13 protein-coding genes are annotated in these 22,018 nt (G+C 37.8%); 5 read left to right on the top strand and 8 right to left on the bottom strand.

Going from position 1 to position 22,018, the window contains the following annotated elements:
• Positions 1–18 precede the first annotated feature (18 nt).
• Positions 19–2,421, bottom strand: a complete 2,403-nt coding sequence (locus ACP6PM_RS00725; protein WP_426580916.1) for a calcium-binding protein — start codon at positions 2,419–2,421, stop codon at positions 19–21.
• A gap of 610 nt (positions 2,422–3,031) precedes the next feature.
• Here ACP6PM_RS00725 and ACP6PM_RS00720 point away from each other — a divergent pair.
• Positions 3,032–3,352: a tetratricopeptide repeat protein gene (locus ACP6PM_RS00720; protein ID WP_426580914.1), complete on the top strand. Its 321-nt coding sequence runs from the start codon at positions 3,032–3,034 to the stop codon at positions 3,350–3,352.
• Between the two features lie 258 nt (positions 3,353–3,610).
• Here the strand turns inward: ACP6PM_RS00720 and ACP6PM_RS00715 are convergent, their stop codons facing one another.
• Together ACP6PM_RS00715 and ACP6PM_RS00710 are read right to left on the bottom strand one after the other, a co-directional pair.
• Positions 3,611–6,343: a calcium-binding protein gene (locus tag ACP6PM_RS00715; protein ID WP_426580912.1), complete on the bottom strand. Its 2,733-nt coding sequence runs from the start codon at positions 6,341–6,343 to the stop codon at positions 3,611–3,613.
• A gap of 947 nt (positions 6,344–7,290) precedes the next feature.
• The gene (locus ACP6PM_RS00710; RefSeq protein ID WP_426580910.1) at positions 7,291–7,839 is read right to left on the bottom strand and encodes a flavodoxin; all 549 of its coding nucleotides are present in this window, start codon (positions 7,837–7,839) and stop codon (positions 7,291–7,293) included.
• Positions 7,840–8,369: 530 nt separating this feature from the next.
• Between ACP6PM_RS00710 and ACP6PM_RS00705 the strand changes: the two genes are divergently transcribed.
• Positions 8,370–8,549: a hypothetical protein gene (locus ACP6PM_RS00705; protein WP_426580908.1), complete on the top strand. Its 180-nt coding sequence runs from the start codon at positions 8,370–8,372 to the stop codon at positions 8,547–8,549.
• A 417-nt stretch (positions 8,550–8,966) separates the two neighbouring features.
• On the opposite strand, the gene bioU is transcribed toward ACP6PM_RS00705, so the two are convergent.
• Positions 8,967–9,980, bottom strand: a complete 1,014-nt coding sequence (gene bioU / locus ACP6PM_RS00700) for a (S)-8-amino-7-oxononanoate synthase BioU (protein ID WP_426580907.1) — start codon at positions 9,978–9,980, stop codon at positions 8,967–8,969.
• An 882-nt stretch (positions 9,981–10,862) separates the two neighbouring features.
• Between bioU and ACP6PM_RS00695 the strand changes: the two genes are divergently transcribed.
• From ACP6PM_RS00695 to ACP6PM_RS00685, 3 genes are all read left to right on the top strand, one after another.
• On the top strand, positions 10,863–11,075 hold the full coding sequence (locus ACP6PM_RS00695) for a DUF2997 domain-containing protein (RefSeq protein WP_426580953.1): 213 nt from the start codon (positions 10,863–10,865) through the stop codon (positions 11,073–11,075).
• A gap of 45 nt (positions 11,076–11,120) precedes the next feature.
• Positions 11,121–11,507, top strand: a complete 387-nt coding sequence (locus ACP6PM_RS00690) for a DUF1257 domain-containing protein (RefSeq protein ID WP_426580906.1) — start codon at positions 11,121–11,123, stop codon at positions 11,505–11,507.
• Between the two features lie 324 nt (positions 11,508–11,831).
• Positions 11,832–12,293, top strand: coding sequence for a ferredoxin (locus tag ACP6PM_RS00685; RefSeq protein WP_426580904.1), 462 nt, complete (start codon positions 11,832–11,834; stop codon positions 12,291–12,293).
• An 811-nt stretch (positions 12,294–13,104) separates the two neighbouring features.
• On the opposite strand, the gene ACP6PM_RS00680 is transcribed toward ACP6PM_RS00685, so the two are convergent.
• From ACP6PM_RS00680 to ACP6PM_RS00665, 4 genes are all read right to left on the bottom strand, one after another.
• Positions 13,105–16,707, bottom strand: a complete 3,603-nt coding sequence (locus ACP6PM_RS00680; RefSeq protein WP_426580902.1) for a response regulator — start codon at positions 16,705–16,707, stop codon at positions 13,105–13,107.
• Between the two features lie 667 nt (positions 16,708–17,374).
• Positions 17,375–17,836, bottom strand: coding sequence for a response regulator (locus ACP6PM_RS00675; RefSeq protein ID WP_426580900.1), 462 nt, complete (start codon positions 17,834–17,836; stop codon positions 17,375–17,377).
• Between the two features lie 121 nt (positions 17,837–17,957).
• Positions 17,958–20,213: an ATP-binding protein gene (locus tag ACP6PM_RS00670; protein WP_426580898.1), complete on the bottom strand. Its 2,256-nt coding sequence runs from the start codon at positions 20,211–20,213 to the stop codon at positions 17,958–17,960.
• 548 nt (positions 20,214–20,761) lie between these two features.
• A partial coding sequence (locus ACP6PM_RS00665) for an ATP-binding protein (RefSeq protein ID WP_426580896.1) occupies positions 20,762–22,018 on the bottom strand: 1,257 nt, incomplete at its 5' end.

Raw genomic sequence — 22,018 nt, 5'->3', positions numbered from 1 at the left:
ACCCAGTGAAATATTATATTAGTCTACGATAAGATTTTCACGCAGTGAAATATTAGTGTCGTTAACTGCAAAGCCAACAGGGTTGTTGAGAACTGCAATTAGATTACCATTCGCACTCAGGTTGCCAGAGTTAGCATTATAGCTGATACCATTAAGATCGCTAATACCGTAGACATTCTTGTCAATTAAAAATTTGTCTCCTTCATTAGCATTAAAGTCAGCGATAGTATCTATTCCAATATCAGAATTGAGGATAAAGAAATCACCTCCATTGCCACCATTTAGATAATCATCTCCTGCATTACCATAGAGGCGGTCAACATGATCGTTGCCAATTAGGGTGTCATTTCCGTCCCCACCGAAGATTTGATCGTGAAACGAGCCGCCAATTAGGCTGTCATCTCCACTACCACCCCACATCCATTCTCCACTGTCGCCACCTGTAATAGTGTCATTTCCTCCGTGACCAGCTATTATATAACCTTGTCCATTTACTCCTGTCAGACTATCATTTGTTGAGCTGCCAGTAGTAATAAAAATACCACTATGTTCAGCCCAACCTCCTGTGGCACTTTTTGTCTCAACTCTTGTCTCAGTTATTGTTTTATTCTCCCCATTCACTTTTGCTTCTCGTGTTTCCACGATCTCGTTAACAAAGTCAACCTTAATATTGTCAACAACATTATTGACTTGCCCTTCCGGGATATTTTCCAAGACAGCAACAGGTCGTCCCCAAATAAATAACGACAGCTCGCTGTTTGAAGAGTTATACTTATAGTCTCGACGATCGCCTTGATTCATCCCTGGAATCAAGAGCTTATCTTCATTCACGTTGAAATCCTTAATGACGTCACCTTCAGTAGCCTGTACAGCAAAGGTATCAGCACCTGCACCACCCCTGAGAGTATCAGTTCCTTGACCACCGTTGAGAACGTTAGCCTGACCATCTCCTGTGATCCTGTCACCATAATCACTACCAATGATGTTCTCAATGCTGTGTAACCTGTCTTTAGTACGGAAGCCATCATCATTGTTATTCCCATTACTTAAGTTAATAGTGATAGCTGATGTAGAGTCCATATAGTTCACTGCATCAACACCATCACCACCATAAATACGGTCGTTACCTTGTCCCGGAAAAAACACATCGTTGCCCCCAAATCCGTAGAACACATCATCACCAGCTGTGTATGCTTTTTCTGGTTCTTCATAGCCAGAGATAATGTCACCAAATTGTGTTCCATAGGAATAGTCAGCACCATTGGCACCCTTGATATCAAATCCGGAATAGGCTCCCAGAACCAGAAATTTGTTTGTTCCCAGGTCTTCGAGTTGTGAGTCTTCAATTTCCAGTTTTGTCTTGTTTTTGAAATCTTTGGCACCCTTAGAATCAAGAATTAATGCGTTGCGTTCAATATTCTTGAACAAGTTTGACTCAAGTTTGCCGTTTGAGTTACCTTCAATATTATTAAAGTCATTAGATAGTTTAACAGTTGCAATGACATCAGTGTTATTTTTATCGTGAAAAACCTTGAGTAAACCGTTATCAGTGGTATTTTTATCAATGTAGATATCACCATCCGATGGCAGAGGAATAAATATAACATCCTCAACAGGGTTGAAGTCTGTAATGGTTGCAGAACCCTTTTTACCTCCGTTTTGTGCAACTGTGGCTGTAACGTTATGTGAGGTGGCTTTGGCTACATCAAACATCATTGGCACGATTTCTTTGGCGATTTTGCCCGCAGTGCCCAAACCTGGAACAACAGTGAATAATAAATCACTAACGTCTCCAGCCAGGCTTAAACCTAGACGTCCCCAGTCAAAACCTTTTCCTGTAGTATGAGGCCCTGACGGGGTGGAAGCATCTCCTAAAAAGAAGGTATCGCCCCCTGCACCACCTGTTAGTACATCGCTTTCGCCATTAGTTAGAGGACCTGTGTACAATAAGTCACTGCCGTTTCCTCCGTTAAGAGTGTCAGTTCCTTCTCCACCATGAAGTGCATCATTATCGTTCCCACCGTTTAGAACATCATCCCCCTTCCAGCCTTCAATAAGGTCGTTTCCTCCTGCTCCATTAATTGAATCGTTGAAGGTACCATCCCAACGGTAAACGACGTTTTCAAATTCATAAGAGCTTAAGCCCACGTTATGGGACCAATGTTTGTGCGTTTTATATGCGCCCGTAATGTTGTTATCTAAATCGTTGCCGTTAACAGTAGAGTGAGAGATAGCATGACGGGTATAAACCTTGGTACTCCCATTAATTATGTGTGTGTGATCAAATGTAACATTATTTGTCCAGTTCGCCTCGCCATCTTTCATATTATAGGGTTCCGATTCCTCCTCAATTAGGAGTCGATAGCGACCTACTCCGAAGTAATACTCAGAGCGTTGGGAGTGAAAGTCAGTTCTTGCCATTTTTCTTTCTCCTTCAAATAGAATTTTTGTTTGCTTTGGAAAGATGTTGTTCTCTTTCCGTTGTTAAGATTATTATCGCTGGAATTTCCGGAAAAAACAATACGGAAAAGTTCAGGAAAGTTCAGGAATTTTCCACCTGAATAAAACTGAACTTTTTTGAGATAAATTTGGACAATTAACTTATCTTGGCAAAAAAATAAATCCCCTTATGATCTAGTATAGTTATGAGATATAGCTATTTTTTTGTAACTAAAAATCGATATTAAATTAATTTTTATAGGTATTTATGACTCAGTATTTTAACCAAATGTCGTAAATTAATTCAGAAAAGTTCAGTTTTATTCAGTGGCTGAAAAAATCAACTTATAAAAGTTCAGTTTTATTCAGTACCTTATTAAATAGGGTATTCGTAGTTTGATTCCCAACTTTTTTGGAGTAGGAAGATGCTTTGTAGTTAGTGCGACACGAACGCCTAACCACTGTGTTTTATCTATGTGAGATATGTGAGAACTGCTATAAATAAAAAAGTTGAGTAATATAATTATTACCCAACCCAAAAGGAGATGAACTGATATGCAAACAAAACAATTGTTTACAGATGCAATAGATAATGCTGTTTCTGTCTCAACAGCGATCGCTACCAAAATTATTTGAACTCAATAATTATCCGAAAGCAATAGAAGACTATAACCTAATTTTAGGAAATACTCAACAAAATGCTAATTTTAATCAAGCAGATATTTATAATGAAACGGGTCTAGCATATTTAATGTCAAAAGATATGCACAAAGCAATGGCAGATTTTAGTTATGCTATTTATATAGATGCTGGTAACTCCAGAGCTTATTATAACCGAGGTTGTGTTTGTAGCAAGATGGGAAATATTAAAGGAGCAATGGCAGACTTTAGTATGAGTAATGACTTGAGATGAAACTTGACAGTAGTTTTGACTTTCCTAGACCACAGTAGGGGTGAATTACCATTCACCCCTACAGAGTTTTGCTTGTAATGATTTGGTTGATCAATCTGAAATATAAACCAGTGAAATATTAGTGTTGTTAACTGCAAAGCCAACAGAATTTTTGAGAACTGCAATTGCTTCATTCAAGTTACTAGCATTTAGCTCACAAGTAGCATAATTCTAGGGGATGGTGTATCACAAAACGCTGATATCTTGATCCAGTGAATATTAGTCTACGATGAGATTTTCACGCAGTGAAATATTAGTGTCGTTAACTGCAAAGCCAACAGGGTTGTTGAGAACTGCAATTATGCCACTATCCACACTCAGATTGCCAGAGCCAGCATCATAGCTGATATCATTAAGATTACTAATACCGTAGACATTCTTGTCAATTAAAAATTTGTCTCCTTGATTAGCATCAAAGTCAGCGATAGTGTCTATTCCAATATCAGAATTTAGGATAAAGAAATCACCTCCATTACCACCATTTAGATAATCATCTCCTGCATTACCATAGAGGCGGTCAGTTCCATTGTTGCCTAACAGAGAGTCATTTCCGTCCCCACCGAAGATTTGATCGTGAACCGAGCCACCAATTATGCTGTCTTGGCCCGTACCACCCCACAGCCAGTCGTTACTTTCGCCACCTGTAATAGTATCATTTCCTCCGTGGCCAGCTATTATATTATGATCCCATTGACCGTTTTTGGGTAGTCCTGTGAGGTCATCATTTCCTGAGTTGCCAGTAGTAATCATAACATGATTGTGTTCAGCCCAACCTCCTGTAGTGCTTTGTACCGAAGCATCAATATGAGGTTTAAAATCCACATTAATATTGTTGACAACATTATTAACTTGATTTTGCGGTATATTTTGCAATACAGCAACAGGTCTGCCCCAATTAAATAAGGATAGTTCTTGATCTGAAGAGTTATACTCATAGTCTCGACGAGCGTATTTATCCATCCCTGTTATTATGAGCTTATCTTCATTTACATTGAAATCTTGAATGATATCACCTTCAGTAACCTGTACAACAAAGGTATCAGCACCTGCACCACCTGCCAAAGTATCAGTTCCTTGGCCACCATCTAGAGAACCGTCTCCGTCCCCGCCACTGAGGAAATCGTTGTTATTTCCGCCAGACAGAGTGCTATTACCCCGGATACTATATAGAGAGTCATTTCCATCACCACCGAAGATACGATCGTTACCGTCGTGACCATAGATAGAATCATTTCCTTTACCGCCGTTGAGAATGTTACCAACTTTACTTCCTCTGATCAGGTCACCATAATCACTACCAACCACGTTTTCAATATCGATCAAGGTGTCTTGACTACCAAAGCCATCTCTAACCGCTCTGCCCTGACTCAGATTGACTTTGATTCCTGTTCCTTGATTAACATCTTTGTAGGAAACAGTGTCTGAGCCTTCACCCCCATTTATGGTATCTGCTCCTCCAGCTCCATAAATAATATCATTACCTTTCTCACCAAATATCTCATCCTTAGCATCCGCGTTTGGTGTGAAGTGACGTGTTGATCCAGATTGTACGACTGTTTCATGGTAAGTGTAACCATAAATCACATCATTGCCTTCACCCCCATTTATGGTATCTTCTCCCGCACCTCCATAAATAATATCATTACCTTTGTAACCAAATATCTGATCGTTACCATCCGCGTGTGGTGTGAAGTAAAGCGTTGATGAAGATTTTGCTGTTGTTTCCTTGGTAGTGTGACCAGCAATCACATCATTAAAATTACCACCGTAAAGGTAGTTGGCATTATTGTCACCCTCAATGGACAAAGGCCCAGTGGCACCCAAAACCAAAAATGGGTTTTTCATCTTGCCGATTTCTGCGCTGATGGTGTCGTCAAAAATCTTGGTTGTTGAACCATTATTTAAACCTTGATAAACTCCATCCTTATCCATAATCAAAGCATTATCTAGCAAACTCTTTCGCACTGATTGCACATACTGTTCTGGTAAAGCTGTATCGCCGGGAAAAATGTCCCCAGGCTTGGCAAAATTCAGAGTTGCAAAGATGTTGGTACTGGTTGCTGCATCATGAGCAAAAGATAAAAAGTTGGAACCATTGCTAGCAGGCAAACTGAAAACATTAGGGTCTTCACCCTTACTACTATCGTAGTTTAGAGGAATAATAACAAGATCTTCTAGAGGATTGAAGTCTTTAACCATAGCATATTCTCCCTTGGGGGGTTCATTTACTATACCATCAGTCACCGCATTAACTCCCTTGGCAATCATCGGGGTCATTTCTTTGATCGCTGTAATCACAACCTTGCCGACCGCACCACCAGGCATCATACTGAAAGCTAAATCAGTGATGTCCGTGGCAATTGCATTTGCCCATCCCTCAGCATCAATAGTGCCTGGAGTTACAGTTGTCCTTGTATCACCTAGGAAGAATGTATCTTTGCCTCCCCCACCATAGATGATGTCGCTATTACCACTTGATAGTGCACCTGTGAAAATTACGTCGTTACCTGTACCCCCAACTAGAGAATCAGTACCGTTTCCGCCTTGAAGTACATCGTTGTCGGGACCTCCTTCAAGAGTATCGTTTCCTGCTCCTCCAAAGAGAATATCGTTTCCATTATTTCCTATCAGAGAATCATTTCCGGCTCCTCGGTTATGGTCCTTAATATTATTCTGCACAAAATAATAGCCACTATCGCTATTTGGGTCTGTAGTTTCATCACCACCATAGAGCCAGTCATCACCGAGACCTCCTTTAAGAGTATCGCTCTCTTGTTTTCCTACAAGAGTATCATTTCCGTTGTCACCGAAGATTTTATCCTGGAAATCATGATATGTAGTAACTTCTCTCCATTGAGCTATGTTATACCACTTACTATAGCCTGTTTGTCCTACAAGCTTATTGTTACCATTATCGCCATTTTGTGTTCTTGGTCCGAAATCCCATCCCATTGTTCTTTGTCTCCGTAAATTATTTGTTTGCGTTGAAAGATTTTGTTCTCTTTCCGTTGTTAAGATTACTATCGCTGGAATTTCCGGAAAAAACAATACGGAAAAGTTCAGGAAAGTTCAGGAGTTTTCCACCTGAATAAAACTGAACTTTTTTGAGATAAATTTGGACAATTAACTTATCTTGGCAAAAAAATAAATCCCCTTATGATCTAGTATAGTTATGAGATATAGCTATTTTTTTGTAACTAAAAATCGATATTAAATTAATTTTTATAGGTATTTATGACTCAGTATTTTAACCAAATGTCGTAAATTAATTCAGAAAAGTTCAGTTTTGTTCAGTGGCTGAAAAAATCAACTCAGAAAAGTCCAGTTTTATTCAGTACCTTGTTAAATAGGGTATTAGTAGTTTGATTCCCAAGATGCGAATTCTTTCCACAATGACAATACTTTGAACTCCTGGCAATAACTCAAGCTACACAATCTTAATTGAAAGCACAATTGATTTAAGTAGACTACAAAACTTTTTTGGAGTAATATTATGTTCGGTTAAATAGTTATTATAATTAAAGTTCGTAGTAGGGCTTCAGCCCGAACTGTAGATAGGGCTGAAGCCCTACTACAAACCATATACTTTATTATAAGTGATTATCTGAACATGATATAACAAGATGCTTTGAGTTGGTGCGACACGAACGCCTAACCACTGTGTTTTATCTATGTGAGAACTGCTATAAATAAAAAAGTTGAGTAATATAATTATTACTCAACCCAAAAGGAGATGAACTGATATGCAAACAAAACAATTTTTTACAGATGCAATAGACTATGCTGTTTCCGTATCAACAGCGATCGCTACCAAAATTAGCAACAAGATTTCAAAAATTGAGATTTAGAGAAATCTTTGAGAGTCCGTTGCTTGTTTGGTGCTACAAAACTTTCGCCATCTAAGCAGTTACTAATACAGGACTTTCTTCAGCAAGAAAGATGGGGCGTAGTGTTTCCAACCACTGTGTAATTCTCTCTTCAGTTAGATCGCTTTGATTAACTTCATCAAGTGGTAATCCTACAAATTTACCATCACGCACGGCGGTAGAATGCTCAAAAGTGTAACCTTCAGTAGGAAACTCTCCTACTATAGTTGCACCAAGCTTCTCGAATTGGTCGCACATGAGTTGCAATGCGCCGGCAAAGTGCTTTCCATGACCAACTTGATCTGCTGCACCAAACAAAGCAATAGTCTTTCCAGTAAAATCAGGCTTTTCGATATCCATGTCAAAAAGTGGTTCGCGCCAGGCATTCTGCACTTCCCCAGCTCCCCAGGTCGAACAACCTAATAATAAATAATCGTATTCAAGAAGTTGACTAAATTCGTCGTAATCTTCTTCCATATCTATGATATCACAAAGTTCTTCGCCTAATTTTTCGTGGATTGTTTCAGCGATTTCTGCTGTTACGCCGGATGTGCTACCGTAAAATATCCCAATTTTTGCCATTATCGACACTCCTGATTACTTTGATGTCTAAATTAAAGTTGATTGAATCTACTGGGGAAAGCAAATCGCACTAGCTAGACCAAGATGTTTGAGGGTATCTCAGTGGTTTCTACAAGTTAGTTGCAGAATTGAATTCTTGGTTACTGAATGCTATAAATTCTTGAATTAACTTACTTCAGATGCCAAACTTAAAATTCATCTATGGGTTAGTCTAGTTTTAACTTAATAAGAAGTAATTTCAATAATTTGTCGATTGTATCCCCAAGCTTAATCAAATAACAAAGGCCAATAGAGACAAGTGTTTCAGATGACCTTGGAATAGATATGGCTTTTTGTATCAACCCTATCTATATTTTGAATATATCGGGTAAATTAATAGAAATCTGTATCAATTGTACTTGATAATTCTTTTAGTTTAGTTTATAATTTTAAAGTAAATACACTACATATTTTTGAGTGCTAAAGATTATATAGCATTTTTATTTAAACTATTACTAATTAATAAGACTTCTCAATAAAATTAGTTTGGATTGAAAAAGTATTCGTGTGGGTGCGATCGCTCCAGAATTTTAGGGTGGTGGTGTTCCCGTAATGGTAGAGAGTGTGTGGGAAGAAATTACAAAACATATATATCTTCACCATTACTATGCAGGACTACCAATTTTAGTAGTAGCGATCGCTCCTACCCACAAATCATTCTCTCCCCTTGAGTTCCCCCCTTTGAAAGCTATGCTTTACCCACATCTTTTAAATTCCTTACAGGATAGGGGAGAGGGGGAAGAGGGGTCCGAGAAGACAAACCTGCCATTTCTCATATCTAGGACAGAGGTGGCTAAAAGTGAATAACGCAATTTCACCATTTGCCAACTCTGACTAGCTAATATAACCATTTCCCCAAACAGACCACACGGACCACCCTGCAATGCTTATAAGACTTATGGGTAAGGGATAGCTTAAACAGGGGGGAACTGTAGTAGTAAGATTAGGGGAATAGGTGATAGGGTTAGAGCAATACTACTAACTCTATCCGCAGTCAACAGATTTGATATAAGACGCTCCCGTGCGTGAGGGAGAAGCTCTGATGGGTGAGCGAGACGCTCACACTATCCCCATTCACCAGAAAACCACTACCGGACAAACTTTGGCATAACTTCAGCAGCAGTAAATAAACCATAAATACCTCTGCGATATAAGTCTACTCCTGCTTTCAAATAACCAAACGCCGGACCACAAACATTAGCCGCCATACTTGTTTCATCCCCTAATGTAAAAGTATGAGTAGAAATTTTGCCTTCAAAAGTGCGACCTGTAACCTGAACATTTGTACTTAAAGGTTTTTTCGGGTTACGAGTATCCACAATACCTCCTACTGTTACCAGATCGCGATCGCAAATTCCCGCCAACTCCAACATAATATCGTCAGCGTGTTCCATATTCTCTAACTTCAACAGACCATTTGTCTCTTCTAACAAAGCTTCCACCTCAGCATCAGTCATTGCCTTAGCTTTTTCCACATCATAACCGGGCAAATGGCCAATATCCTCACGAATTGTCGCGCGGTAAGCTTCCCAATTAGCAATACCTACTCCAAAAGTAATTTTCACACTATGAATTTCCGCATAACTCTGAGCTGCTATAGTTGCTGCTGCGGTTAATAAACCAGGAGTTGCGCCACAACCTGTCATATAAGTAATACCCGCAGCTTGTAGCTCATCTTTGAGGGCCAATAATTGTTCGACAGCACTGGTTCGCTTAATGGCATCCACCAATACCCCCCGCCAACCAGCAGCAATAAATTGTTTAGCAACATCTGCCATAAAAGTATTAGGCAAATTAGGAAGGGCCAGAAAATAACCATCGACAGTATCAGCTACTTTAATTAATTCCTCAATACTTTGATTACTTAAAACCCCACCAGGTTCTAAATAACCCAAAGACCCTTGGGTATTGTACATGGTCATACATTGGTCAGGATTTAATCCTTGACGGTTGTAGGCGTAACCTTTTTGGTCAGCAGCAGCAACCAAGGCCATTTCTTGTTTAGGTGTAAGTACCCTAGCTGCAGCTTGCCCCAAACCACCGAAGCCTAAAACACCTACATGGATTTGATTGTTGGAAGTTGTTATTTGCATAGCACTCATAGCACTTAATTTAACTGGACAGACTTTTATTATCTGCCAAGGTGCATCACTCTGGAAATCATGTCATTTGACTAAATCCAAAAGTCAAAAGTTTTGAATAATTTAAAGTGAATTGGTATCAAAAGTTAAAAAAGTGAATATGGACCAGGGAATTTAACCTAAAGTTTCTAGTTCGTAAATTCCTAAGTAGCGACTCAATTAATTGCCTAAAAAATCTATTTGCAATTATTAGAAGTTAAGGAAAATTAAATAATTCAAAACCTAATTTTTACTAAGAAAACATAAAAATTATTCAAGATAATATATTCAGCCTTTATTCTAAAGGAAGAGAGAAGAACAAAGAAGGCTTTAGTTATCTGGGAGATAGGATTAATTACTGATATTCTATTGGTTCTCCTAGGTTGTTCTACGCAAACAGCTATTCGATAAGTTCTAACAGTCATGGCAACTAACATATATCAGCTTAACCAAGAAGGTCACTTGTATTTTCAAGGGATACTTAACCGATAAATCCCAAAATATTTAATTGGACAAGAAATATTTTTCATAACAGTCTGAGTAATATTTGTCAAGAACTTTGAGTTTGAAGTTTTGTTACATGACTCACTAGGCTATCTTCTTGATCCCAATATTTCCTCGTACCTTGGTCCATTATCTTGACGGTTTTAAAAATATACGCCAAACTTAACAAATAACTGATGCAGTGCTTCAGATTATAATAACTTTTGTTAAGAAATGATTCGTTATCTATCAATTAGTAAAAATTGATTTAGATTAAAAGCAAGTCATTTAAAAAATCAAGAAGCAACTTCAGCAGATATCACTTTGAAAAAATTGGTATCTTTGTATATTTCGATAACTGTTCATTATTCATCTATGAACATGGAAACTTTAGAGTTCATCATTCATCCAGATGGTCGCGTACAGGAAAAAGTTACTGGTATTGTCGGTGCATCCTGTACAGAAGTAACTGCTGCAATTGAATCTGAGTTAGGTATTGTCTTAACTCAAGAGTCAACTTCTGAATATTTTGCTCAAAAGCAGCATCAGTCTGATACTGCTAAGACGCAAGTTTCTTCTTTTAGCAGTTACTAAAATTTTTTTTCTTGTTGAGTTCAGTTTATTTCTCTTAGAATTACTATGTCACACTTTAGTCAAATCAAAACTCAAATTCGTAATCTGAAGTCTTTGCAGTCTGCTCTCACAGATTTAGGTATTGACTGGAAATCAGGTCCAACAGAAGTTCGGGGTTATCGCGGACAAACTAGCACTGCTGAAGTGGTCATAGAACAAAATAATGGGTATGACTTAGGATTTGCCTGGAATGGTAATGAATATGAGCTGGTTGCCGATCTACAATTCTGGCAACAAGCATCGTCTGTAGATCGCTTTATTAATATGGTGACTCAGCGTTATGCTTTCCAGACTGTAGTTAATGAAACTGCTAAACAAGGATTTCAGGTTACCGAACAGCAAAAAAATAAAGATGGATCTGTCCGTTTAGTTGTTCAACGTTGGAGTGCTTAAACAGCAGTCGGCATTCAAATGTAGGTTGGGTTTTGCGGTGGAACATATTTGCGGAGCATTCCGTAGGAAAAAGCATTAGCGAAACCCAACAACTATTACAATACAAAATTATGGCCTTGGTGAATGATTGTAGGATTTTTAGTAGTCAGTAGTCAGTAGTCAGTAGTTAAAACATCTTTTTTCCTTAATATCAATCTTACTCCCATACTAATTTCATACTTTATTTTACCAATACCAAAATTATTAGTAGTGTATGTTGGATCGATCGCCGAAGCCCAATATACAAAGCTTATAGATATATAGATAATATATTACTTTTACAAAATGTTAGATTTTTCTTCATCCTCCCTAGAAGGTGAGACAGAACGTTCCGGTTTTGAACCCGAACTTGGTGGGATATTACGAGATGCTCCCGAACGTTCGGGTTTTGAACCCGAACTTGGTGGGGTGTTACGACAAAAAGGGGTTTACGTTGATGAAATTACCTGTATCGGTTGTAAGCATTGCGCCCATGTTGCCCATAATACTTTTTATATTGAGTCTGAACATGGGCGAGCGCGTGTTTTTCAGCAAGACGGTGACTCTGAAGAATTAATCCAAGAAGCGATCGATACTTGTCCTGTTAATTGTATTCACTGGATTGATTATACCAAACTGAAAACTCTCGAAGAAGAGCGCAAGTATCAGGTCATTCCTATTGCTGGAGGTCCTATGGAGGGTCAAGCGCGTATTGCTAGTCATAGAAGCAAACAGAATGTGAGTAAAAAGAAAACGGATTTGATATGACTTGCGCGTAACGCTTATATATCGTGTCCGATGGGTGACAAGAAGTCACAGTCTGGCAATTATAGCAGTCGAAGCAAAGGTTAGGACATTTATAAATGCTCAAACTCATTCAAGGATTACTTTTTACCGAATAATTACAGCGGTTTTCATTTGGTTAGACCACAGTAGGGGCGAATGGCCATTCGCCCCTACACGATTTTTGCTTGTGAAGATGTGGTTCATCAAGAGCGAAAAGCGCTGTAAGGTTTAAAGTCTCTCCTTTGAAGGAGAAACAAGCGGTCGTTTGCGGAGCATTCGGTAGGATGGGATGGCGTTTAGCTAACGCACAACGCGCGTTAACGCTGCACGACATGAAAAGCGTTTCGCTTTCCTAGGTCATGCTAACGCAAACGCGACATGAAACGCGGATCTGCAAGAGCGGGTCTCTTCCCCATATCCAATCGACCAAGAGAAGAAAAAATTTTCCTTTTATTCAATCCTCTTCCTTTTAGGGAGAGGTAATTAGGGTTTGCGCTCAAAAGTATTATGGGTGAGGGGAGGAGACAGGAGACAGGAGACAGGAGACAGGAGAAATGGAGAATTTAGAGGAGTTAGTCGAATATTTTATCCCTCAATTTTTCTGCAATTATTCTCCTTTCAACCCTAACTTTCTGGTTGCTCAAGCTTAATTCGCCAGACTTTTTTGAGTAAAAAAAAGCCTAAAACCTTTATATTTCAATGCTTTTAGATTTAATCAGCAAGCCCTAATTATCAATTATCCATTATCAATTATCAATTATTGAAGCGTAGCGCTATACCAGAGATCTGCTCACTACTGACTACTGAATTTCTCTAGCAGTATATCAATGCTATTTAATACTTGTTGAAACTCTTCAACTAAGGTCATAGCTTTGGTAAATAACACTTCTAAATCTGGTGTTTGACTTCGTAGATCCTTCTCTAGGGAGGCAGCAAATTTGTAGAGTGTCTCTGCCCCAATATTAGCTGCCGCCCCTTTCAGGGAGTGAACTAAATGTAACGCCTTAGTCAAATCGCCCTGATTTATAGCTACCATAATTTCGGTCTTATATTCTTCTTCACAGGTTTGAAAAAGTCTCAGAATATCATGATAATTATTCCAGTCACCACCTATAAGCTCTAAACCCATATCGACATTCAGACCAGGTAGAGCTACCAAAGTAGTTTCTGGAAGAGGAACCTTTTCTAGAGGAACGCTGGAGAGATTATTTGTGACTACAGAGGAACTCCGAGTAGGAGCAATCCACTTGCAGAGGGTCTCATATAATTCTTGGGGATTAACAGGTTTGGAGAGATGATCGTTCATCCCTGCTGCCAAACTTTTGGTTTTATCTATATCCATAGCATTAGCTGTTATAGCAATAATAGGCACTGTGGCAAACCATTTCGTCTCGCTGTTGTTCTCCTCTGCGAGAGAACGGATGATCTTGGTTGCCTCTAGACCATCAATTTCAGGCATTCTAATATCCATCAGGATTAGGTCGTAAGTACGCTCCTGAACTTTAGCGATCGCTTCTTTTCCATTGGTTGCACAATCTACGTTCAGCCCCACCCTTCGCAACAATTCCTGAGCGATTTGTTGATTGACTGCATTGTCTTCTACCAGTAGGATATTAGCTCCCTGAATTTCCTCAAGTTTTACCAACTCAGATAATTGAGTCTTTCTGAGATTGGTGGATACAGGAGAATCATAAAGATCGCCATGCTCCCTGGAATAGCTAAACTCTAATTCAAAATAAAATGTACTGCCTTTACCCAGTTCGCTCTCAACACCAATGCTGCCTCCCATCAAGTTAACAAGACCTTTGCAAATTGCTAGTCCCAGTCCTGTGCCACCGTATTTGCGACTGATAGAAGCATCAACTTGTGTAAAAGATTCAAATAGTCTTTCAATTTGAGACTGACTAATACCAATCCCTGTATCTTTTACCTGATATTTCAGACGTACAGTTTCATTAGTACAATTAAGCAGTTCAACTGCAATAGTAACAAAACCAGTTTCAGTGAACTTGACAGCATTGCTCGCCATATTCATCAACACCTGAGTTAAGCGTAGTGAGTCTCCAATTAAATATTGGGGAATATCATCCCCAACTTGAAATACCAGTTCTATTCCTTTTTCAGCAGCTTTGAGACCAATAATATTGTCGAGCTGATTGAGGATGTTATCTAATTCAAATGGGATAGATTCCAGTTCCAGTTTCCCGACCTCGATTTTGGAAAAGTCGAGGATGTCGTTGATGATTTCCAGTAATGATTGGGCGGAACTCTGAATTTTATTGAGGTAATCTTGCTGATTAGGCTGAAGATGGGTTTGTTGGACTAAGTGGGTAAGCCCCAAAATACCATTCATCGGAGTACGTATTTCGTGACTCATCAGGGCTAAAAATTCGCTCTTGGTACGGTTAGCATATTCAGCAGTTTCTTTTGCTATTCGCATTTGTTGATATGCTTTTGCTTGTTGGATAGCAATTGCAATGTGAACGGATAATCGTTGAACTAAATCAATTCCATCGGTTGTCCATCTGTAGGTATGTCGATGACTGGCGAGCATCAAACCCCATAGTTGCTTTTCTACAATAATAGGTACAACCAGCGCAGCACGAATATCATAGCTGAAAAGTATTTCTTGACGCTTTTCTGGGGTTAGCTCTGATTTGTATAGGTCATCTACTACCCGAATCTGACCTTTGCGATACAGCTCCATCCATTCTGGAGTAACCCAGAAATGAGCAAGTTCTAAATCCAACAGCGATCGCTCACCTTCAGCAATTGACTCAGCAACCACAGTGTCAGAAGACTCTGGAAGGAATTGGTAAATAATCGCCCGATGGCACTGCAACAATAAACGAAATTCTTGCACAGTTGTATCAAGAATGCTCTGCAAATCGAGGGATGACCGGATCTGTTCTGTTACAGTCATCAATGATTTTTCCTGTTCTACCTTTGCCTTAAGAACAGCAGTCCGATCGTCCAGCAGACCTTCTAGCTCAGTAGTGCGACTTTCCAGCAATTTGATTCGCTCTTCCTCTAAGCGCACCACCCGTTGTTCCAAAACTTCCATTAATTTATGAATTTCCGGGGGATTAATAGCTCGCAACACATTAGTTTGAGTAACGATCCCTAGCAGCTCTCCTTGCTCCCCTGTCACCAGTAACCGACGGATATTTTGCTCCTCCATGATCTGTTGAACAGACCAGAGCGATATCTCTGACTTAATTGCTAGGATTGGCTTACTCATCACTGTCTCTGCGGTGCAATTTTCTAGATTTAAGCCCAATCCCTGAAATCTTACTATATCTCGCTCAGTCAGCATCGCCACCGGAATTTGTAGAGGTTTTGCGGTCGTGCCACCTGGTTCTACGATCGCGATGCAACTAATGCGCTGCTCTGCCATAAGTTTAGCAATTGCCAATACAGAAGTCTCTGGTGTCGCACAAACCACCTCATGGTTCATTACCTCCCTCACTAGACGTGCTTGTAGTAAGTCAGTTGGTTGACAGACTTGTCGCAAACTCTCATGGGTCAATAACCCAACTAGGTTTTCTCGATCGTCTATAATTGGTAAGTGACGAATCCGATGCTGCTGAAGCAGATCGATCGCATAAAACAAATTGGTAAAATCTGATTCACGCAGGGTAATGATAAAATCTGGGATAATCTGACTCATTACCAAGAACTCTAGGAGTTGCCCCCGAGCACTGAGACGCACGACATCCCGCTCAGTCAAAATACCCACGACTTGATTTTCCTCAACCACTAACACGCAACTTGACCTTGCCCCTTGATGACGATCTTTCTGTTGCGTTGCTTTTATTTGGCCAGAGCTGGCAAGCGATCGCTCTTGATTCATCAGGGTAACGGCATCTTTGACTGTTGTATCTGGACTGACAACCAGGGGATTCCGGATTATTGCAGATTTCAGGTCTCGCTGAGTAATCACCGTGCTGCGAACGGACACTTCACTAACACAGGTCCATAATAAATCCGCTGTAATATCTCCCTTAACCAGATAGTCTGCTGCTCCCAGTTTCATTGCCCTTACTGCAACTCGCTCATCCCCCAGACCAGTAAGTACAATTACAGGTAATTTATCTTTAGAGTAGTTAGTGGTAATTGCTTCTAAAAATTCCAATCCATCTCCATCGGGTAGGTTGATATCTACCAGAGCTATATTTGGTTCCTCTGACTCCCACATTTCTATTCCTTCTTCTAAGGTTTCAGCTTCTATGATGCAGTAGGTGTGGTGTGGATCTGATTTAAGATAACGAATGTAGGTAAGACGATCTACCTCAGAATCATCCAGGAGCAGAATAGTTATCCTAGGTAATAAAACTTCAGGTGTGCTGGTATTACTCTTAGTATGGGAGTTTTGATTATGGGTTGGGTTAGACATTTTTCTGGTGAAGTTAAGATACTCACGAGTCAGAGGAAATATTTTTCAGAGTATAACATAATCTTAATTCTAATATTCAGAAAGTTTATCTATGTAATAGTTTGGCACTCAAATCTATTTCCCTTTTAGGTAGTCCTGCATAGTAATGGTGAAGATGTATATTTTTTTTAATTTCTTCCCACACTCCTCACACTTTCCACACTTTCTCTACCATTACTATGCACCACCACCCCCTTTTATACCAAGCATGAAAAAAGAATACTACAAAAAGGTGCATCTCGATAGAAGATACTTAAAAATAGCTTCTCTAATATCAAATCCGCTTGCTTTGGAGTTGGGAGGTTCTATCATCAGTATAGCGCTACTTGAATCGGGAATAGGGAACACTTAACTGGGAACAGTTGACTATCAAAAGGTTTCAGGATTTAGAAATGTCCGCGCCCTATTTGCGTAGTGCTATATTAGCAAAAATTCTAAGTTTGGTAGGGGTTTATTGGTGAGAGCTGACAGCTATAGCATATAGCAATTCCCAAAGTTATGAGGTACAGTTTTTTTCTTCTTTTCTGTTCCCTGTTCCCAGTTAAGTGTTCCCTCAAACCTAAAATTTTGTACCTCACCAGTATGGAAATTGCTATAATAGCTGAATGCTTATTAATTGCTATACAACTTAACTATCAGGTAGAATAACTGCTTTAAACCAATAGGATAAAAAACTTTCTATATTCCTGCTTAAGTCTTTAATATTAACTGGTTTTTGCATATAACTGTTCACTCCTTGTTGATAACAAATGTGAATATCTTGTGGATTTGATGAAGTTGAAAACACAACTACGGGAATTTTTTTAAGTTGTTGATTCTTTTTAATCACTTCAATTACTTCTCGTCCATCAGTTCCCGGCAAGTTTAAATCTATTAAAATTATTGTAGGACGAGGAGCTATTTCAGGATTAGAATATTCTCCTGTCTGAAACAGAAAGTCTAGTGCTTCATCTCCGTCTGCACAGTGATATATAGGATAGCTAAAATCTAGCTTCCTCATTATTCTGGTTAATGCAATATAATCTTCTTCATTATCTTCAATTACGAGCAAAGATAAGTTTTTTTGATAATTATTTTGTGTTTGATTCATTTATGGCAATAATACTTTAGTTTTGAAAAAAATCTCTTGGAATTAGGGAATAGGGGTAATAATTTCAGACTTTCTATCTATTCTCTTATTTTTGACAAAATATTGATAATTACTATATTTCTTATTGATTCCATAATTTCACATAAAATGTTGTTCCTTCTCCATATTTAGATTCTAGCCAAATTTGACCACCATGACGTTCAATAATTTTTTTGACTATTGTTAAACCTACTCCTGTACCACCCCCAAATTTATCTTTACCATGTAATCGTTTAAAAATTTTAAAAATAGTCTCTAGATGCTTTTCTCGAATACCTATACCATTATCTTTCACATATATGATACTAGCAGATTCTTCAGTTTCTTCATAACCTATTTTTACAATTTTATCCTCTTTTTTATTATACTTAACTGCATTATTAATTAAATTGCTAAATACTTCTTCCATCAGGATTTTGTCTCCATATATCCCTGGTAAATTCTCCATCTTTCTAATTTCAATAGATGAACCTGGTTTACTCATCCTGACAACTTCTGCCACATTTTCAATTAATTTATTCAGATCGATAGAAGATTTATGGAGTTCTTGACGACCTAAACGGGAGAAAAATAACAAAGCATTAATTAAATCCTCCATCCGTTGAGTTAAACGTACCAAAGTATCTAATTTTGCTCGACCATCTTCGTTAAGAATTTCCCCATAATCTTCTATCAAAAATGTAGAATAATTATGAATACCCCGCAATGGTTCTTTTAAATCGTGAGAAGCAATATAAGTAAAAGAATCTAACTCGTTATTACTTTTTTCTAGTTCCAGATTTATTTTTGCTAATTCAGAAATTCTGCGCATCACAATTCCCACAATTGCGCTTTTAAATTCCTGCGCTCCTTGTATTTCATAAGATTGCCAGGGTAAGGAATGAAATTTAACTATTTCTTGCCATTGTTCAAAAGATTTACGAGGACAAAGTTTCATTTTACCATCAGATTCAATCTCAATAGGATATTCCGGATTTCCAGCCCAATTAACTGTTTGACTTACTTCTGGTCGAAACCACAAAACATAAACTTCTTGTAACTTGGCAATTTCTAACACTAATAATCCACCAACACTCTCTTTAAATTTTTTAGCTGATGGGTAAATTATTGGTAAAGAATCAGTTGAATATATGTCAGTATTCATCTGATTTTTTAGCCAATTTATTAGTTCTGTAATTTCTGCATCACTTGGTGTTATTCCTATTTTGTGATATTCTCCTTCCAGAGAAATTACAGATCCCGTTGCTCCTACTATTGTTAATAATTTACTGCCGATATTTGTGATGACATTTAATAAATCGTCTGACTCAGAAATAATCTTTATCACTTCAGATTGAACGGACTTGAGAGAAACTTTATAATCTAAATTATCATTTTGTTCTCTCATTGGAATATGAATCGACATTATTTTACCTAAAAATTCACAAATCACTTGTTTATCATAAGGAATATACTTAACTGATTGGTGATGACAAGCAATTAAACCCCATAATTTTTCTTCTTTCACAAGAGAAATTGACATTGAACCCATAACACCCATATTATCAAGATATTCTATATGACAGGGAGAAACACCCCGCAGCACAGAAAAGGTTAAATCTAGAAGTTGGTTAGTTAAGGGATTAAATTTAGGTACTAACTCCACAATTGAAGAGTTGATATTTGGAATAGTTCGTATAAACTTAACAGAGAAAACAGCTCTTGCTACTTGGGGAACATCATAAGCAGGATAATGTAAACCTAAATATGCTTCTTGATCTTCTCGTTTATCTTCAGCAATTACTTCTCCAGAGTCATCAGGATGAAATTTGTAAATCATCACCCTGTCAAATTCAGTAATTTTGCGGATTTCTTTAACTACAATCTCACAAAGTTCATGTAAATTGCCAGATTTCTGAATTTTATTAATTATGGGAAAAGTCAGTTGATAAAACTGGGAAAAGTCTAGACCTGATTCATCTTCACAAGCTTCAAGTTCTAAAATTACAACCCCATCATTACGATGAATAATACTGTTAAATAATCTTACTTCATTTCCACATTTAATAGATAATTGTAGTGGGTTTATATATTCAAAATCTCCCGCCAAATTCTGGCGAATATTATCTATTTGATGAGAGTATAAGAGACATTCGATGTTCTGTTCGAGTAGATTTTCTGGAGGAATATTTAGCCATTCTTCTGTGTTACTACTAACTTGAATAATATCCAAATCTGGCTCTTGTAAAACCAATAATACTCCATGATCTTGAATGAAGTTAGGAATATGAATTTGTTCGTTATAGTCAATATTTGAATTGACTCTTTGTGTGATGATGATTTTTTCTTTTCTATCCATTTTAAGGGAACAAGGGTAATTTCAGTTATCAGTTATCAGTTATCAGTTATCAGTACCGACCACTAAAGTCGGAGGCTTGAAATATTAAATTAAATATTCTCTTGGTCGATTGGATATGGCGTTTCCCTCGCTTTTTCATCCCCCTTAAATGGCTATCCCTTATAAGGAACTCCTCAAAACCTTGTGGGAGGCTGGGAAGAGGGGGGAGTAAGAATCTTGGGGTGAATTTATTAAAAAAATGTAGTTTTCAATAAACTTTTCTCAGGAAAAAGCCTCTCAAATGCTTATCGATAACTTGTCTATTTGGTCAGATTTTATGTTAAGAAAGATGTTTATAAAGCATAGCTTAAATCGGGAGGATTTTGACCTGAATTTGTTGGTGATAATTTTAGACTTTTTATCCATTCCTGATAATTACTATAGGAATTCTCAAAAAGCTTGAGATACAAAAGTCATGTTATTTTTAGGGAGTAGTAATTCTGCTTCTGTAGGAATAGATAAAGAAGAAAAACAACTGTACCTCCGAGAGCTTGGGAAACCCTACATATTTATTCTTGATTCCATAATTTTAGATAAAATGTTGTTCCTTCTCCATATTTAGATTCTAGCCAAACTTGACCACCATGACGTTCAATAATTTTTTTAACTATTGTTAAACCTACTCCTGTACCACCCCCAAATTTATCTTTACCATGTAATCGTTTAAAAATTTTAAAAATAGTCTCTAGATGCTTTTCTCGAATACCTATACCATTATCTTTCACATATATGATACTAGCAGATTCTTCAGTTTCTTCATAACCTATTTTTACAATTTTATCCTCTTTTTTATTATACTTAACTGCATTATTAATTAAATTGCTAAATACTTCTTCCATCAGGATTTTGTCTCCATATATCCCTGGTAAATTCTCCATCTTTCTAATTTCAATAGATGAACCTGGTTTACTCATCCTGACAACTTCTGCCACATTTTCAATTAATTTATTCAGATCGATAGAAGATTTATGGAGTTCTTGACGACCTAAACGGGAGAAAAATAACAAAGCATTAATTAAATCCTCCATCCGTTGAGTTAAACGTACCAAAGTATCTAATTTTGCTCGACCATCTTCGTTAAGAATTTCCCCATAATCTTCTATCAAAAATGTAGAATAATTATGAATACCTCGCAATGGTTCCTTTAAATCGTGGGAAGCAATATAAGTAAAAGAATCTAACTCACTATTACTTTTTTCTAGATTTATATTTGCTAATTCAGAAATTCTGCGCATCATAATTCCCACAATTGCGAGCTTTAACTCCTGAATTCCATCTGTTTCATAAGGTTGCCAAGGTAAGGAATGAAATTGAACTATTTCTTGCCATTCTTTAAAAGATTCCCGAGGAGTAAGTCTCATTGTACCATCAGATTCAATTTCAATCTCCTTTTCTGGATTTCCAGCCCAATTAACTGTTTGATTTACTTCTGGTCGAAACCACAAAACATAATTTTTTTGTACCTTAGCAATTTCTAACACTAATAATCCACTACCAATCTCTTTAAATTCTTTAGCTGGTGGGTAAATTATGGGCAAAGAATCAGTTGAATAGATGTCAGTATCGAGCTGATTTATGACCCAATTTAGTAGAGCTGTAATTTCTGAATTACTTGGAGTTTTTCCTATTTTGTGATATTCTCCTTCTAGAGAAATTACAGCTCCCGTCGCCCCCACTATTGTTAATAATTTACTGCCGATATTTCTGAAAACAGTTAGAGATTGTTTGTAAAGGAAATATAAAAAGGAGATAGGGAACAGGGAACA

The organism is Dapis brunnea BLCC-M229 (assembly GCF_050015995.1).
GTDB lineage: Bacteria > Cyanobacteriota > Cyanobacteriia > Cyanobacteriales > Microcoleaceae > Trichodesmium.
The sequence above is the reverse complement of the archived record's forward strand: the minus strand, read 5'-3'. Positions and strand labels throughout refer to the sequence as shown.